Origin of the sequence: Flavobacterium sp. MMLR14_040 (assembly GCF_033657265.1) — a bacterium.
Classification (GTDB): domain Bacteria; phylum Bacteroidota; class Bacteroidia; order Flavobacteriales; family Flavobacteriaceae; genus Flavobacterium.
Genome location: NZ_JAWVWO010000003.1, coordinates 196506 through 211825 on the forward strand (window position 1 = coordinate 196506; position 15320 = coordinate 211825).

The 15320-nt window shown below is 34.3% G+C and carries 13 protein-coding genes; 1 reads left to right on the forward strand and 12 read right to left on the reverse strand.

Features of this window, described 5'->3' with window-relative positions:
* Nucleotides 1-42 precede the first annotated feature (42 nt).
* Nucleotides 43-906, forward strand: coding sequence for a type II CAAX endopeptidase family protein (locus tag SD960_RS06075; RefSeq protein ID WP_318801458.1), 864 nt, complete (start codon nt 43-45; stop codon nt 904-906).
* Between the two features lie 109 nt (nt 907-1015).
* On the opposite strand, the gene SD960_RS06080 is transcribed toward SD960_RS06075, so the two are convergent.
* The 12 genes from SD960_RS06080 to rnc all read right to left on the reverse strand — a co-directional run bounded on the left by SD960_RS06080 (nt 1016) and on the right by rnc (nt 15313).
* Nucleotides 1016-2203: a hypothetical protein gene (locus tag SD960_RS06080; RefSeq protein WP_318801459.1), complete on the reverse strand. Its 1188-nt coding sequence runs from the start codon at nt 2201-2203 to the stop codon at nt 1016-1018.
* Between the two features lie 53 nt (nt 2204-2256).
* A complete protein-coding gene (locus tag SD960_RS06085) occupies nt 2257-3234 on the reverse strand; it encodes a transporter (RefSeq protein ID WP_318801461.1) in 978 nt (325 codons plus the stop codon).
* A 55-nt stretch (nt 3235-3289) separates the two neighbouring features.
* Nucleotides 3290-4297 (reverse strand): helix-turn-helix domain-containing protein, encoded by a 1008-nt coding sequence (locus SD960_RS06090; RefSeq protein ID WP_318801462.1) that lies wholly within the window; start codon nt 4295-4297, stop codon nt 3290-3292.
* Nucleotides 4298-4598: 301 nt separating this feature from the next.
* Nucleotides 4599-5177, reverse strand: a complete 579-nt coding sequence (locus SD960_RS06095) for a DUF4136 domain-containing protein (RefSeq protein WP_318801463.1) — start codon at nt 5175-5177, stop codon at nt 4599-4601.
* Between the two features lie 308 nt (nt 5178-5485).
* A complete protein-coding gene (locus tag SD960_RS06100) occupies nt 5486-6886 on the reverse strand; it encodes a DUF2252 domain-containing protein (protein WP_318801465.1) in 1401 nt (466 codons plus the stop codon).
* A 12-nt stretch (nt 6887-6898) separates the two neighbouring features.
* Complete coding sequence (locus tag SD960_RS06105; protein ID WP_318801466.1) at nt 6899-8356, reverse strand: DUF1254 domain-containing protein; 1458 nt, start codon at nt 8354-8356, stop codon at nt 6899-6901.
* Between the two features lie 36 nt (nt 8357-8392).
* Entirely contained in the window at nt 8393-9214 is an 822-nt protein-coding gene (locus SD960_RS06110) for a hypothetical protein (RefSeq protein ID WP_318801467.1), read from the reverse strand.
* A gap of 91 nt (nt 9215-9305) precedes the next feature.
* Nucleotides 9306-10322, reverse strand: a complete 1017-nt coding sequence (locus tag SD960_RS06115) for an HAD family hydrolase (protein ID WP_318801468.1) — start codon at nt 10320-10322, stop codon at nt 9306-9308.
* 59 nt (nt 10323-10381) lie between these two features.
* The gene (locus SD960_RS06120; RefSeq protein ID WP_318801470.1) at nt 10382-12058 is read right to left on the reverse strand and encodes an arylsulfatase; all 1677 of its coding nucleotides are present in this window, start codon (nt 12056-12058) and stop codon (nt 10382-10384) included.
* A 464-nt stretch (nt 12059-12522) separates the two neighbouring features.
* Nucleotides 12523-13953: a pyruvate kinase gene (pyk, locus tag SD960_RS06125; RefSeq protein ID WP_318801471.1), complete on the reverse strand. Its 1431-nt coding sequence runs from the start codon at nt 13951-13953 to the stop codon at nt 12523-12525.
* 5 nt (nt 13954-13958) lie between these two features.
* Nucleotides 13959-14447, reverse strand: a complete 489-nt coding sequence (locus tag SD960_RS06130) for an IPExxxVDY family protein (protein WP_042564775.1) — start codon at nt 14445-14447, stop codon at nt 13959-13961.
* A 125-nt stretch (nt 14448-14572) separates the two neighbouring features.
* Complete coding sequence (gene rnc / locus SD960_RS06135; RefSeq protein ID WP_073394550.1) at nt 14573-15313, reverse strand: ribonuclease III; 741 nt, start codon at nt 15311-15313, stop codon at nt 14573-14575.
* Between the last annotated feature and the right edge of the window lie 7 nt (nt 15314-15320).

A 15320-nucleotide genomic window follows, 5' to 3' on the forward strand; every position in this document is an offset into this window, starting at 1 on the left:
TTGATACTGTTTACTTTTGTTTCAAATTAAAACCAAATCGAAATGCAAACTCTTACCACAAAACAAAAAATATTCAATTTCCCATTAACCAAAATCATTTTGGCGCTCATTGTTACGATGGCGTTGGTGATTATCGGACAACAAATTATAGGCAAATTATTAGGATTAACTACTCTTGACAGAAACTACAGAAATCTTATTAAAGGATTTTGCGTTTCGGTTCTCGCTTTAACGGGATATATTCTTTTCTTTAAATATTATGAAAAAAGAAAAGTAACTGAATTAGCCACAAACGGTCTTGCCAAAAACCTAATCATCGGAATTTTAATTGGCGTTGTTTTACAATCGCTGACTATTTTGGTTATTTACGCTACCGGAAGTTTTAATATCGTCGCTGTAAATCCTGTATCCTTTATTATTATTCCGGTTACAGTTGCTTTTACAGCTGCTATTCTCGAAGAAATTTTAATTCGCGGGATTCTTTTCAGAGTTCTGGAAGAAAAAGTCGGAAGTTATATTGCTTTGGCTCTTTCGGCTATAATTTTCGGAGCATTGCATTTATCAAATCCAGGTGCAAACTTAGTTTCTGCTTTGTGTGTTTCTATTGAAGCCGGAATATTATTGGGCGCCGCTTTTATGTACAGCAGAAATTTATGGTTTCCGATAGCGATTCATTTTGCGTGGAATTTTATGCAATCGGGTATTTTTGGTGCAATAACATCAGGAAACGAAAAAGCAGAAAGTTTATTGGTTACCAAAATTCAGGGTTCTGTATGGATTACGGGAGGAGAATTTGGTCCTGAAGGAAGTTTTCAGGCGATTATATTTTGTTCGATTGCTTCGGTAATATTACTTTATTTATGTCATAAAGAAAATAAGATCGTAAAACCTTATTGGAAGAAATAGAATTTTTTTTTAACCACAAATTGCACAAATTAGCACAAATTATTTTAAAATTCCCGGTAGTATTATCGGGAATCATTTCTCTTTACTCTTTATTCTATTCTCTTTAAAACTATCTCATCCAATTACTTCCAAAAACAATATAATACGCCCAGTCTTCCGGGCCTTTTGCCACATCAACACCCATTCTTAGTTTGAATTTCCGTGCCAGTAAATATCTGAAACCGGTTCCGTAACTGTATACCACGGGTTTTGCAAAAGCCTGATCCCAATCGTTAAAAGCACTTGCCAGACCACCGTAACCCATAAGGCTCCATCTTCGGTACAAATCCCATCTCAATTCGAGTTCGGTTACGACACTTGTTTTTCCCTGATACCTTGCGGCGGGAATTCCTCTTAAATTAATTCCCGGCAGGAGATAAAAAGGTGGTTTTCCAAAGGCTTGTTCTCCTTCAATTCGGAATCCGCCAATTAATTTTTTGGTTACGGGATAAAATCCAATTGCCGAAAGATTAACGCGCCATGCATCATAATCGCTTCCTATGGCATCGTCTGACCAAAAGAAATCTGATTGTATGCGAATTCCTTTATCGGGTGTAAAAATATTATCGCGACCATCAAACTGAATAGCGCCTCCTAATTGACTAATAGTACTTTTTATATCCTTAGGATCAACAAATGGAGGGGGAAGATCTAGTTCTGGTAATTTTATTTTTGAATTTAAAAAAAGATATTGTGGTCCGGCGCTCCATTTTGGATTGCGAAATTGTTTTAACCATTGTGTATAAAAAATAGTCGATTTAAAATTGAGTTTAAATTCCTGATCGTTTCCGCTGGGCAAATTATTAGCATAAAAAGATAAATTCATATCGCCATAACCAGCCATAACACGATATAATATTCTGGGTTTTATTAAAGTACTGGAACGGAATGCGCCCACCATCCAGCTTTTGTTTTCGGTATACATTCCGATTCCTCCTGTAATATCCGGATTTATAAATCTTTTTTTGCCGTTTTCATCAACAACAGGTGCGTGCTTTTTTAGAAAAACAGGCACAATTGCACCTCCAATTCCGCCGAGAGCCGGTTCGGTTATAATTGTTGGAACTACAATAAAGCCGTGTGCATAAATAATATAATCGCTTAAATCGAATGCGCCGTCGAGAGAATCTTTTACGCTAATATGCGTTTTTTGTCCTTTTATAGTTTGAAATGAAAAAAAGCATATCATAAACATGAAAACCATTCTCTGAATAAATTTTCGTTTTTTAATGATAGAATCGGAAGGTGTATTTCTCATTTCAAGTCATTTAAGATTTATCTTATTTCAACAAAAAAACAGCAACTTAATAGTTATTCTTCTATTACTTTCGCCAGGCTAAACACGTGTGCGAGTGTAAGAAAAAAGGTATTTCCCTGAAAACGGTTTACAGCTTCAAACTCTGAAACCCAACGTAATCCTGCTGAAGTTTTAGAACCTATATGAAAATAGTTTACTTCGGCTCCTATGCCTGCAATTCTGTCTTTTGCAGGTTCAATTACAGCATTACCAACCGGTATTTTGTCGGGTGATATTTTTCCTTGTAAATAATAAATTGCTCCGGCATTAAGTATTCCTTTTGGTGCTGTTTTTTCTGCATTCATCAAATAAAAAGTTTTTCCCAAACCTCCTTCAATGCTTAAAATATCTCCGGTTTTTATATCTGTATCTTTCTTTTTTCCGTTTATTTCATACGCCGCCAATGCCGAAAAATGAAAGTTTTTTTTATCGTTAAAGAATATTGTTGTTCCTGCTGAAAGTTCATTCATAAACATTCCCAGACCCGCATTGTCAGAAGCTCCTGCTGTAAACCTTCCAGTCGGAAGGTATATTTGATAACTAAATACAAAATCGGCTCTTTTGGTATGCCAGCCCAATTGTACAGGCTGTACAAACATATCTGTAAAGGCGAGTGAGTTTTTGGCATCCAGAGAATTTCCCTGAATGGTGTTTGATGCAAAAGCTAATAAAATACTTGCACCATAGTTAGCACCAAAGATTTTAAAGTCGCTTATATAGGATGCTCCGGCTCCTGTTATAAACATCGTGATATCAGGATTTGCAACTGATTTATCTCCGTTTGCATTGCGCAATGAACAAGCATCATAAAGATAACCCGGAACATAAACGCTTAAAGTGTTAGCCGGTGCCTGCGTTCCGGATTGTAAACCCATTGCACCAAGAATGTGTCCGCCTTTAAGCTGAGCATTTCCGGTAAAATATATCAGCAAAAGAAAAAAAGTAAGGATTAATTTTATTGGTTGTCTGCAGGTATTAAAATTTGTTTTCATCTTGTTTATTTTAAAAATTAATGAAACCTGTATTGCTTTTATTATTCAGACTTTTCTAAGATTCTTTTAAATAAAAAGAAGCGCTTTTTTCAGAATTAATTCTGATTATCTTAAAATATTCTGAGGGAGATTTACCTGTATGTTTTATAAAAGCTCTAAAACATGTAGTTCTTGATTTAAATCCGGATCCCCAAGCCATACCTTCAAGCGATAAATCTTTCCATTCGGGATCATTTATTTTGTCTTTAAAAAATTCGATTCTTTTTAAATTGACGTAGTCCTGAAAATGAAGGTTAAATTCTGAATTTATTAAATTAGAAAGATGATGAACAGAGATTCCGGTTTCATCAGATAGGTCACGAATAACAAAATCTTTTTTCAGGAAAAGTTTTTTTGTAGAAAAAATGTAATCCAGTTTTTCGAGATATTCCTGTTTTTTATCGGGAGTTAATTCTTTTACTAACGGCAGACTATTTTTAATTTCTTTTGTTTTTATGACCGATGAAGTATCTGTAACAAAACTAAAATGATTACTTGTTTCTTCACTTGTTTCATTATTAAAATCGTAAAAAACCTGAGGTTTGAAATAAAGCCAGCCTACTGTAAAAATAAGTACTGCAGAAATTAATATATAACAGGAGAAGTCAAGATTGTTAACCTGATTCATCAAAAAATAATGCACAAAAAGTGTAGAAAACAAAAGCAGGATCATCAAATTATAAACTCTTATCCAGCTTAATATTTTTACACGCTGGAAATGATTTTCTTTAAATTTTTTCAAATCATAATTTAAAATCATCATTGTCTGGCAAAAAGCATATAATAACCAAACCGTGAGACTTAACATAGAAAACGGGTTATGTACTTTTACAGAAATATAATCAACTATATGAAGATCAATATAATTGCCAATCCAGACAAAAATGGTTAAACCAAAATAAAGCAGAAAGGGTAAAAAATGCAGCCAATCGTATTTTTTAAATATTTTGCCTGAGAACAAAATCGTTCTGACATACAGAAATGCAGAAGGTGCCACCAGAAAAATAAAGGATTTTGTGATCATAAAAAGATCAGGAAAATGCTTAAAAATAGTAGCTGATAAATAAAAATTATAAACACTAACAACAGCAAGGCTAAACAAAAACAGTCCTAGAAAAAAACTTTTTGAGTAATTTTTTCGTGAAAACAAAACCATAAATGAGGTAGCAAAACCAACCAGTGTCGCTATAAAAAAGAAGAGTGAAAGTACTATATCAACCATATGCTTAAGTTTCAATTGTTAATATTGCTTTAATATGGGGGAATCGGTAAAGATTATACTTGCTTTAAAGCAAGTATAATCTCTTTAACAAATCTTAAAAGGTTTATTTTTTAGCTAAACCAGGAGGAAAGCCTGCCAATATTTTTTTGACAGAACTTGCTATAAATTCTTCGGGATTGTCTGGTTTATTATCAATTTGTGCATTACCTATTCCTTGCCACACTAATTTTTGTGTTTTTGTAGAGACAATATCAATTACCAGAGAACCATCAACATAATCGTAAGTATTAAACGTTGTGGTACCGCCGCCCATCATGGCTCCGCCACCCCAATATCCATATGGACGATACATTCCGCCATAACCATAAAAATCTGAGTTTGCCGTAACAGATTGTTTATTTTTTAAGATAGAAACTGCATTTACTTTTAAGTCGGGAGTACTGCTTTCTGTAAAGCCTTTGGCGATCATTTCAGAACGAATGGCTTTTGTTACACGGTCTACATTTAATTGGTTAACCTGTCCTTCCTGTGCTTTTAAATCATAAACTGCAAAGGTTTTATATTCGGTAAAATTAGCAGCGTGGTCATAATCTGTCGTAACATTTACTGTTGGTGAGCAACTGTAAATTAGTCCCAAAAATAATATTGGGATTATTCTTATAGATGTGATTTTCTTTTTCATCTTATAGTATTTAAATTAATGATTAATTGAGTTTAACTTCTAATTATTTTAAAAAAAATGCTTCAAAACTGTGAAAGAATCTGAAAGGGCGTTTATATGACGGGAGTATGGCGTAAATACCTAAAAAACAAATAATTGCAGAACATCAAAGATAAATCATTTTTTTTAATTCATTTGACCAACAAATAAGCAATTAATTTTTCCTAAGTATAAACTTAAACAAATTAATTGAATATGTAATAAAAATACTTCTTTTTTTATTGTTCAATATTTTCTTGTTGTTAAGAATTTTCTGTTGTTTGTAAAATTTATATTTCTGTCGAAATTGGTAATCTTCCCTCTTTTATTGCTTCCAGCATTTTAGTATAATCGGCATCATTTTGATCTGCATATGAAATAGAAAATTTTGCAATTGCATTGGCAAATTCATTACTGTTTCCTATATAACCGGACAATACTGAAGGATCACCTGTTCGTGCATGCGCTCTTGCTAATGCCCAGCCACAAGCTTTTGCATAATCTATCATATTTCTGGCTTTCATAATTTCGAGAACCGGTTTTACTTTGGCATCCCGAAGCTGGCGGATGTAAAAAAACTTGTTGTGATCATCCTGAGTCCAACCTAAAAGCATATCCGATGCAGATTGCATTAATTTTTGCCCCATAACAATTCGTTCACCCTGATGCTTATACTTATTTTCGATTTTCAGATTTGGTTCTAATACACTTTGTCTGGCTTCTTTAAACTGCAAAAAAATGGGTTCGCCTGTTGCCGACATTAATAAACTTATGCCACAAACTGTTCCCACACTTCCCACGCCTACAACCTTTATTGCAACGTCATGCAGCTTATATCTGCTCAATAAAACCTGTTTATCATCTGATAATGACTCCATATATTGTTTATGCGCAGTTTCTACTTCACGGATAATTTTTTTTCCTTCTTCTTCTGTTGGATGAAAAATCAAAGGGGGATCATCTTTTATTCTGGCACGATACCCATCCTGATAAGTCATTTTTGCAAATTCTTTTTCATGAGCTGTATACTCGGCTGCTTTTTTTATTCGCTTCTGCTGAAATTCTTTTATTTCTTCATCTTCTCCTCTTTCAATAAGTTCTGCCAGATCAATATCGGCATACCAAATTTGAAGTGCTGATAATTTACTGTATTCAAGCATATGCCTTTTGTAACTATCGGCCACATGCCAGGCAAATTCTTTGCAGTTTTTATTCGAGAATTTTCTCCATCTTCCTGCAATTGCAAAACTGCTGGCGAGTCTTTTTATATCCCATTCCCATGGGCCGGGAAATGTTTCGTCAAAATCATTTATATCAAAGACCAATTTTCGTTCAGGAGTTGCAAATCCTCCAAAATTCATTAAATGACAATCTCCACAAAGCTGTAAATGAATGCCTGTATTGGGAGTTTGTGCTAAATCTGACGCCATAATTGCTGCTGCTCCCCGAAAAAATGAAAATGGCGATTCCATCATTCGACTATATCGTATTGGCAGCAAACTTTCGACTCTTCCTACACTGGTTTCAATAAGAATATCAACCGGATTTTTTCTGTTTTCAGATGCCTTCCATTCCTGATGCGCGTTTCGTGCAATAACTTTTCTAATTGCTGTGCCTTTTGCATACCGCTCTGCTTTTGAAGCAACGGGATCAAATAAATTCTCGATTTTATTTTCGAATTTTTCAGGCATACCAAGTGTTTTTTATTTTACTTCTTCAGCATCATCCATTTTCCATGTTTTATCAAAAAACCCTTTTTCCGGGCCATAGAAGCGGGCTAATAATTCAAAGTCTCTTTTAGGATCTGTAGGAACCCAATTTGATTCTTTTCCTTCAGGCGCTTTGGCTCCAAAATATATATCTACAGAACCATCAGCATTTTTCTTTAAACCAGGTGTTGTAGAGGCGCGGCTAAAATATTTCATTCCTAAAATTAAAGCGTGAGTTTCACGGTCATATGCAGTAACCGACCAATATAATCTAACTGGAACTTTGGCTGGTAAATGAAGTTTATATAATTTTGAACCATCCAATGGCTGATTATCTTTATCTCTCGGACTCATTAAATAGTATTGCCCTGCGCCTATATGTTTTGCACTAAAATAAGCAATCGAATAACTTACTGCTCTTTCGTCAACAGGATACATATTAGCTATCTCATAGTTGGCCATAATAGATTTGGCAAAATCAGGAAATGCTGGTAATGACCAATGCGTTCCTTCATAAAACGACTGTCTAAATATTGTTTCATATTTCTTATCAATCCAGCCGTGTGCATCTTTGATTGCTGCATTTAAAATTTCCTGTCTTCTGGCATCGGCGTGAAAAGCTTTTCCCTTTTCTATTCCTATCGATTTTAACTGATCAATCATAACCAAATCTCTTTTTAGCCAAGGCTCTCTTTGTACAAATTGATTCAATATTTCAAAGAAATGAGTGTTGTACGGAATCGTATTGCTAAAGTCAACATTAATCAGATCAACAAAGGTTGTTGCAGGAGGATTATCCGCTTCTGAAAGTGGATAAATTTTCACCTTTTTCCCATATTCAACTGCTCTTTTAACATCATTAGGGCTTCCGTCGGTTAGGTTAGAGCGAAGTATAGCGTAGCCTGTATATGTAGCTGATGGCATTGGTATATATCCTAATGGTATTGCTTCTTTATAATTTGGTGGCAAAATAAGGTATCTGCCTCCTTTCCCTTTATCGATCCCTGCAGGACCAATGTCTTCTATAGCGGTTTGCCAGGCATCATCTAAACTTCCTGTTAATGACGAAACTCCTTCGACTGCCGGAATTTCTAACACCACCGGACCTTGCCTGGTATCAAAAAAAGGATTGATGTAAATTACATCTGGATTTGGTGTTAAAGTCTGATTTTTAGAACTAATTAATCCTGACCAATAAACTACCTGATTATAATCTCCTCTGGCTTTTATGAGACTTTCATGCATTAATTCAGAATTAACGGCTGGCATTCCCCAAATAACAGCTTCAACGGCACGATTATAAATTAACTGTTCTTCAAAATCGACAGGTTTAAATGCGGCTAATTGTGTGGTGTCTTTAGAATCAGAAACTGTTGTTTCATTTTTCTTTGTTGAATTAGTACAAGAAACCAATAAACAAATTATTATAATTAATGCAACTTTTGATTTCATATCTTGTTTTTTAGAATTAATTGGATATATCTCCTATCAACCCGGAAACACAAAAGCCACAACGGCTCTCAATCCCCAGTCAGGTCTTATGTCTGAGTGGCCTATAATTGGTATTAATGGCATAACAGCAAATTGCATTGTTTGACCTCCTAATTTTGTAATGGCTCCAACATTTGGGCTAATCGTTATTAGTGTGGTATTTCCTTCCCAATTTTGTGTAATCTCGGAGCTGATGCCCAAACTTGCACCGCTTTTGTAACTATGAGTTAAGAATATCTGTGTATAAAACTGATTAAAATCAGCTCTGTCTTCATTTCCTGCCACTGACCATATCTGATTGGCAATAAAACCTATCGAAAGCCCTTTTCCCTGATGCATGACCAGAACACTTGGTCCAACTCCAAATTTTTCTGTTCCCAGAAATTTTTCTGTAGCCGTTGGCACTAAAAAAGCAGGACCAACTCCCAAGATAATTCCCTTAGTTTTAGGAGCAAAAAACGCTGTAACTGTTGCATCGCTCAAACCAAACTCATGTGTATTTTCTCCGGTAACATCCTGCTGATCTACCACGGGAAGAATATAACGTGTAATTAAATTTAGATTATCGCTCAATTTAAAAGGAATTACAGGCTGTATATTTATTTGGTATTTTGATCCATTGTACGCACCTATTCCATAAGTTAAATTATTCTGCAAAGGAACACTTATCAAACTTGCCACCGGATTGGCCAGTTTATCTGCCAATTCCTGAGCACTCGATCCTGATTTCTCTTCTTGCGCAGCAACAGCATAACTTAAAAGAAAACAAAATGTAACGTATAGATATTTGTTTGAAATATTAGACAAGAGACTTTTCATGATTTTTCTTTTAGAAGATTTTTTAATCAATATTAAAATCAAAATGGAACAACCACTAAAGCTGTCTCATTTTAATTCTAACGAATTCAAATTATTGATCTGCAAATACTTTTTTCCAATCGTCTTTCATACTGATGACATGATATTTATACTTACCAGCAGTATTTAAGGAAAGGTTATCTTTTTCCTGATATTTATATTCTCTAATAGAATCGTTATGATTTACAAGCATTTGAAAGGAAGGATATTTACTTCCCTGAGAATATCTTAACATGGCAAGATCGCCGGCTCCGCCTTCGTTACCGCAAGCAAAAACAGGTCTTTGACCAATATGTAATTGTATTGCAACTGGTTTTCCCTGTTTATCATTAAACAAGTCTAATGCAGGTTCTCTGGTAATATTATTGGTGGTATCGTCAAATTTATATTTGAAAGAGGTACCCACAACCTGTTCTTTCGGAATTCCGTAAAAATCGGCAGCAATAGCACGCACTACTTCAATTGTTCCTCCTGTGACAATAAAAGTTTTAAAACCGTTTGCACGCAGATAATCTAACAACTCCAATTGCGGCTGATATCTGATTTGCTTTAAAGGAACATTTTTACCGGGATATTTTACTCCGGCAAAAAAATCTTTTGTAGCGGCTTCAAACTCATCTTCTGTCATTCCGGTGTGTGTTGAGGCAACTAAATCTATCAGGGCTTTTTCTCCACCTTTTTCAAAATAGGTTTTGTCTTTTTCAATAACTGCCTTAAAAGGCTGTTTTTGAGCTAAAGCAGGATTTGCTTCGACCATTTTTTTTACTCTGTAAAAAGCAAATAATTCCTGAACAAGAGGTTGCTCTGCCCAAAGTGTCCCGTCATTATCAAAAGTCGCGATTCTATTTCCTTTCGGAATAAAATCAGGGCTTCCTTTCTTAGTCACTTTTGTAACATACGCTATAATTTCTTTTTTTAATGTACCGTCATTCCAGCTTGGCAATGGATCACCGCTGGCTGCAACAACTACTGTACTGTCATTAGAATTAGTACTTGTAGCAGTATCTGTTTTTTTACAAGAAACAAGCAATAATAAAAACAGAGGCACTATATATATATTTCTAGACATGATGATATTATTTAATTGAAAAGAAACAGGACTATTTAAAATCCTGTTTCTTTAAGTTATTATTTCTTTTTTGATGCTGCTTCATCCTCTTTTAACTTAGGAAGCACATTCTTCTCAATATATTTCTGTGCTTTAATATCTTTCATGGCCTCTTCCATAATAGTATAAGCTGAGAAGCTTGGCGGAATTGATCTTGGCGGATATTCTTTAAATGTTTCTGCAAATACAACTACATCTTGTATTGCGCCATACATTAGCTGAACGTGATTCAACTGCCATTCCCAAAAACTGTTTGAAGTGATATCGGCTCTTTCAAAAGGATCCTGATACAAATTAAATATTTTTTGTAGGCGCAGTTTAGTAAAAGGCTCTGCCCAAACTCCCATTGTACCTCCCAAACGTTGTTCTGCAAAAACATATTTATAATCACCTTCTCTCAAACCAACCAATAAGCCATCGTCATCTGTATAGAAAAATTTATCCCTGGCACTTTTTTGCGTTTTGCCACGTAAAAAGTTACTTTGATCAAAACCATCTAAATGCACTTTGTAATTTTTTCCGTTTGCAGTGTAACCTTTTAAAAGTTTATTCACTAAATCCGGCTCACCTACAATTGATGCTAAAGTCGGCATCCAGTCATTGTGAGACATTAATTCCGTTGTAACTTGTCCTGGTTTAATTACTCCCGGCCAGCGTACCAAACATGGAACACGGTACGCGCCTTCCCAGTTAGTGTTTTTTTCTGAGCGAAAAGGTGTCATTGCACCATCAGGCCATGTATTCATATGAGGACCATTATCTGTAGAATAAACCACAATAGTATTATCAGCAATACCTAAATCATCCAATGCTTTTAATATATCTCCAATTGTTAAATCGTGTTCGATCATACCATCAATATATTCACTGTCTCCATGAGTATATTTCCCTCTGTGTTCTGCTCTAACGTGTGTACGAAGGTGCATACGTGTAGCATTGAACCAGCAAAAAAATGGTTTTCCGGCAGCTGTTTGTCTTTTAATAAAATCTATTGCCGCAGCAGATGTTTCATCATCTACAGTTTCCATTCTCTTTTTAGTAAGAGGGCCTGTATCTTCTATTCTTTGTTTTCCAACCCTTCCAAATCGAGGATCTGTGGTTGCATCATCAACATTTGTTGCAGTACATTTTAGTACTCCTCTCGGACCAAACCTTTTCAAATATTCGGGGTCTTTAGGATAATCGGGCAATTCTGGTTCTTCTTCGGCATTTAAGTGATAAAGATTTCCGAAGAATTCGTCAAAACCATTTACTGTAGGTAAGCTTTCGTTTCGGTCACCAACGTGGTTTTTACCAAACTGTCCTGTAACATATCCTAAGTTTTTCATAATGCCTCCAATAGACGGATCTAATTGACTCATTCCCATAGGTGCTCCCGGGAAACCTACTTTTGTAAGTCCGGTACGAAGACCATGCTGTCCTGTTAATAAAGCAGCACGTCCGGCAGTACAGCTTTGTTCTCCATAATAATGTAAAAAACGTAATCCTTCGTTTGCCAGACGATCAATATTAGGTGTTGTATATCCCATTATACCATCACTGTAAGCACTTATATTAGTGGTTCCAATGTCATCTCCCCAAAGTATTAAGATATTGGGCTTTTTTGAATTCTGTGCCTGAATTTCAACTACTGAAAAACATATTAATGCAAATAACATTGCATTCTTAAATCTCCATTTAAAATTTATTTGTTTCATGGTAATAAAAATTTATTAATAATCTTTTTGTATATATGGTAATGTGTAAATCAGAGAATTAATTTCTTAAGTTATGCTAAAGAAAAATGTATTCTTGTTTGTTAACATACAGATTGATTATTTAAGCATGATTACGAGAACTGAAAACAAGAAATTTCTTAACATTTTATTAAGTGTCTCAAAATTAATTAATAAAAAACCGAAAAAATGTATCGAAAGAGGTTCAGGTTGTTTCATTTTATAAAATGAAACGACATAAATGCTTTATTTAGTTGCATTTACACATTCTGTAAAATAAAAAAGGAGACAAAGCAAAAAAAGAGTAAACAGAACACTTTATCATTAGGAAACTATATTGGTAAATTTATATAGTGATTAGGGATTTAATTTTAAAAAATAAAAAAGTATTTAACGCAAAAAAGCCATCTAAATTGATGGCTTTTTTTTATTTTCAAAATGAAAAATTATTCTATTTCAGAAACTCTCATGGTGTTAACCATTCCTTTATCTTTAATTGGCATTGCTGCAAGGTTAATTAAATAATCTCCTTTTACAGCGTATCCTTTTTGAATTGCAATTTCGTTAACATCAGTTACAGTATCATCTGTACTTTCGTCTTTATCGTAGAAGTATGATTTTACTCCCCATAATAAATTCAATTGTGTTAAGATTCTTCTGTTTGAAGTAAATACTAAAATATGTGCTGATGGTCTCCATGCTGAAATTTGAAAAGCTGTATAACCACTATTTGTTAAAGTACAAATTGCTTTTGCTTTGATTTCATTTGCCAATAAAGCTGCCTGATGACAAACTGTTTTAGTAACAAAACGTTTTGTTTTAATTTGTGGCGTGTTTTGCGGAACCTGAATAAGTGGAGAATCCTCAACTGCCTCACAAATTTGAGTCATTTTTTGAATTACCTGTACCGGATAATTACCTGTAGCAGTTTCTCCAGACAACATTACAGCATCTGCTCCGTCCATTACTGAGTTAGCAACGTCATTTACTTCTGCTCTTGTTGGCGTTAAACTTGTAATCATTGTCTCCATCATTTGAGTAGCAACGATAACAGGAATTCTAGCCGTTTTTGCTCTGCGTATTAAATCTTTTTGTACCAATGGCACTTCGTGTGCAGGAAGTTCAACTCCTAAATCCCCACGAGCAACCATAAGACCATCGCAATAAGCAATAATTTTATCTATATTTTCAAGTGCTTCCGGCATTTCAATTTTTGCAACAATTGGAATTTTGTACTCCGAATGCTTAGCAATTAATTCTTGTAAATCTTGTAAATCACGAGGTGTTTTTACAAACGAAAGTGCAATCCAGTCTACTTTTTGTTCAATAGCAAAAATGGCATCTGCAATATCTTTTTCAGTTAAAGCCGGTAAAGAGATTTTAGTGTTTGGTAAATTAACTCCTTTTTTAGATTTTAATTCTCCACCTTGAATTACTTTGGCAACAACTTCTGATTTTTTATCAGTAGAAATAATTTCAAAAATAAGTTTTCCGTCATCAAGCAAGATACGCTCACCCGGATTCACATCATTTGGAAAGTTTTGGTATTTCATGAACACTTTTTGAGCCGTTCCTAAAATATCTTCTGCAGTTGTAAAAGTAATTAAATCACCATCATGTACTACTGTTCCTTCTTCCATTACACCAACTCTAAGCTTTGGCCCCTGCAAATCTCCAAGGATTGCAGTTGTGTAACCAAACTCGTCGTTTAAGCCTCTAATGATATTAATTTTGTCTTTTACTCCTTCGTAATCTGCATGCGAAAAATTGATTCTAAACACATTAACCCCTGCTTCGATCATATCCTTGATAATCTCTCTCGTACTACATGCAGGCCCAAGTGTAGCTACAATTTTAGTTTTTTTGTTTGTTAGCATTTTTTTTAAAAAATTAAATTGTTCTTTGATTTTATTTTATTGGTATCAACAACATAAATAGCTGCGATGCTCTCGATGGTATTTAATTGTTGTTGAATTTCTGAAAAATCAATAGCCTCTTCACTATTCTCTATTTTCAGGAAAAAATCCACCTTTTTAAATTCAGGAAGTAAATGAATTGTTGTTGAAACCTCACTTGTTTCATTGGAAAACAAATTCTGGAAATCATTTGTACTCACTGAAATGATTTCATTTTTATTCTGAATTAGATTCCATGTCACGGCTTTCTCAGAATCATAATAATAAAACCTAGAAAAATTTGCCTCACCTTCCTTAGTCTGAGCATGGATCTCGTTTTTGCTCTTACTTAAGTTGATCGGAAGTTTTTTATTGATAAAATAGGCTAATCTATAATCTTCTATCGAAGTATGAATTGCCATTAAATAATAATCAATTTCGTCAAATTCGTCTAAATCCAATCTATGAATTGCCATATCATGAAAAATCTAGGTGTAAATATACTATTTCTATTGGAGCATCAATAGTTAAGACGCGGTTGTTTTTGTTAATTTATAAACGAAAACGTTATAGCTTTAAGAAAGTTAAAGCATTTTTATGGTTATTTCTTATCTATTTTTTCCTGAAAAGCAAAATAAGCTCTTTGCGATGCCTTTTCTTCAGCCTTCTTTTTTGAAGTAGCTCTTGCTCTAGCAATTACTTTGTCGTCTATACTTAATTTTACACCAAATAAGCGTTGTCCGTCTATACCATTATCTTCAAAAATGTCATAATGAAAGATTCTCTTTTCTTTCTGACACCATTCGATAACCAAACTTTTATAACTAATTACTTTTCCTTCCAGTCTTGCGATGTCAACATAAGGTGTAATGACTCTTTTTTGGATAAACTTTTCGCAAAACGCATAACCGCGGTCTAAATAGATAGCACCAACAAGTGATTCAAAAATATTACCATGAATATTTTCTCCAAAATGCTGTACTGGTACCTTGCTTTCTACAAACCGAACCAGATTTAAGTCTTTGCCTAATTCATTCAAATGCTCACGGCTTACAATTTTAGAACGCATTTTGGTTAAATAACCCTCATCGCCATTTGGTGCTTTGTTAAACAAATGTGCAGCAATCACAGCACTTAACATTGCATCACCTAAAAATTCCAATCGTTCATAATTTATCGCATTTCCTTGCTCATCCAATTTGTTTGAAGATCGATGCGTAAATGCTTTCTTATAAAAATCAATGGAAACAGGCTGAAAACCAAGTATTTTCTGAATAGTGTCAAAAAAAATCCCGTCTTCTTGAGAACGGGATTTTGAAAATATTTTTTTGATAATATTCATAGACAAA

Coding starts and splice junctions, on each gene's coding strand:
- SD960_RS06105 (WP_318801466.1), bottom strand. CDS start 8,356: ATGAAATCAAAAGTTGCATTAATTATAATAATTTGTTTATTGGTTTCT.
- SD960_RS06090 (WP_318801462.1), bottom strand. CDS start 4,297: ATGATCACAAAATCCTTTATTTTTCTGGTGGCACCTTCTGCATTTCTG.
- pyk (WP_318801471.1), bottom strand. CDS start 13,953: ATGCTAACAAACAAAAAAACTAAAATTGTAGCTACACTTGGGCCTGCA.
- SD960_RS06095 (WP_318801463.1), bottom strand. CDS start 5,177: ATGAAAAAGAAAATCACATCTATAAGAATAATCCCAATATTATTTTTG.
- SD960_RS06120 (WP_318801470.1), bottom strand. CDS start 12,058: ATGAAACAAATAAATTTTAAATGGAGATTTAAGAATGCAATGTTATTT.
- SD960_RS06075 (WP_318801458.1), top strand. CDS start 43: ATGCAAACTCTTACCACAAAACAAAAAATATTCAATTTCCCATTAACC.
- SD960_RS06115 (WP_318801468.1), bottom strand. CDS start 10,322: ATGTCTAGAAATATATATATAGTGCCTCTGTTTTTATTATTGCTTGTT.
- SD960_RS06110 (WP_318801467.1), bottom strand. CDS start 9,214: ATGAAAAGTCTCTTGTCTAATATTTCAAACAAATATCTATACGTTACA.
- SD960_RS06080 (WP_318801459.1), bottom strand. CDS start 2,203: ATGAGAAATACACCTTCCGATTCTATCATTAAAAAACGAAAATTTATT.
- SD960_RS06085 (WP_318801461.1), bottom strand. CDS start 3,234: ATGAAAACAAATTTTAATACCTGCAGACAACCAATAAAATTAATCCTT.
- SD960_RS06130 (WP_042564775.1), bottom strand. CDS start 14,447: ATGGCAATTCATAGATTGGATTTAGACGAATTTGACGAAATTGATTAT.
- SD960_RS06100 (WP_318801465.1), bottom strand. CDS start 6,886: ATGCCTGAAAAATTCGAAAATAAAATCGAGAATTTATTTGATCCCGTT.
- rnc (WP_073394550.1), bottom strand. CDS start 15,313: ATGAATATTATCAAAAAAATATTTTCAAAATCCCGTTCTCAAGAAGAC.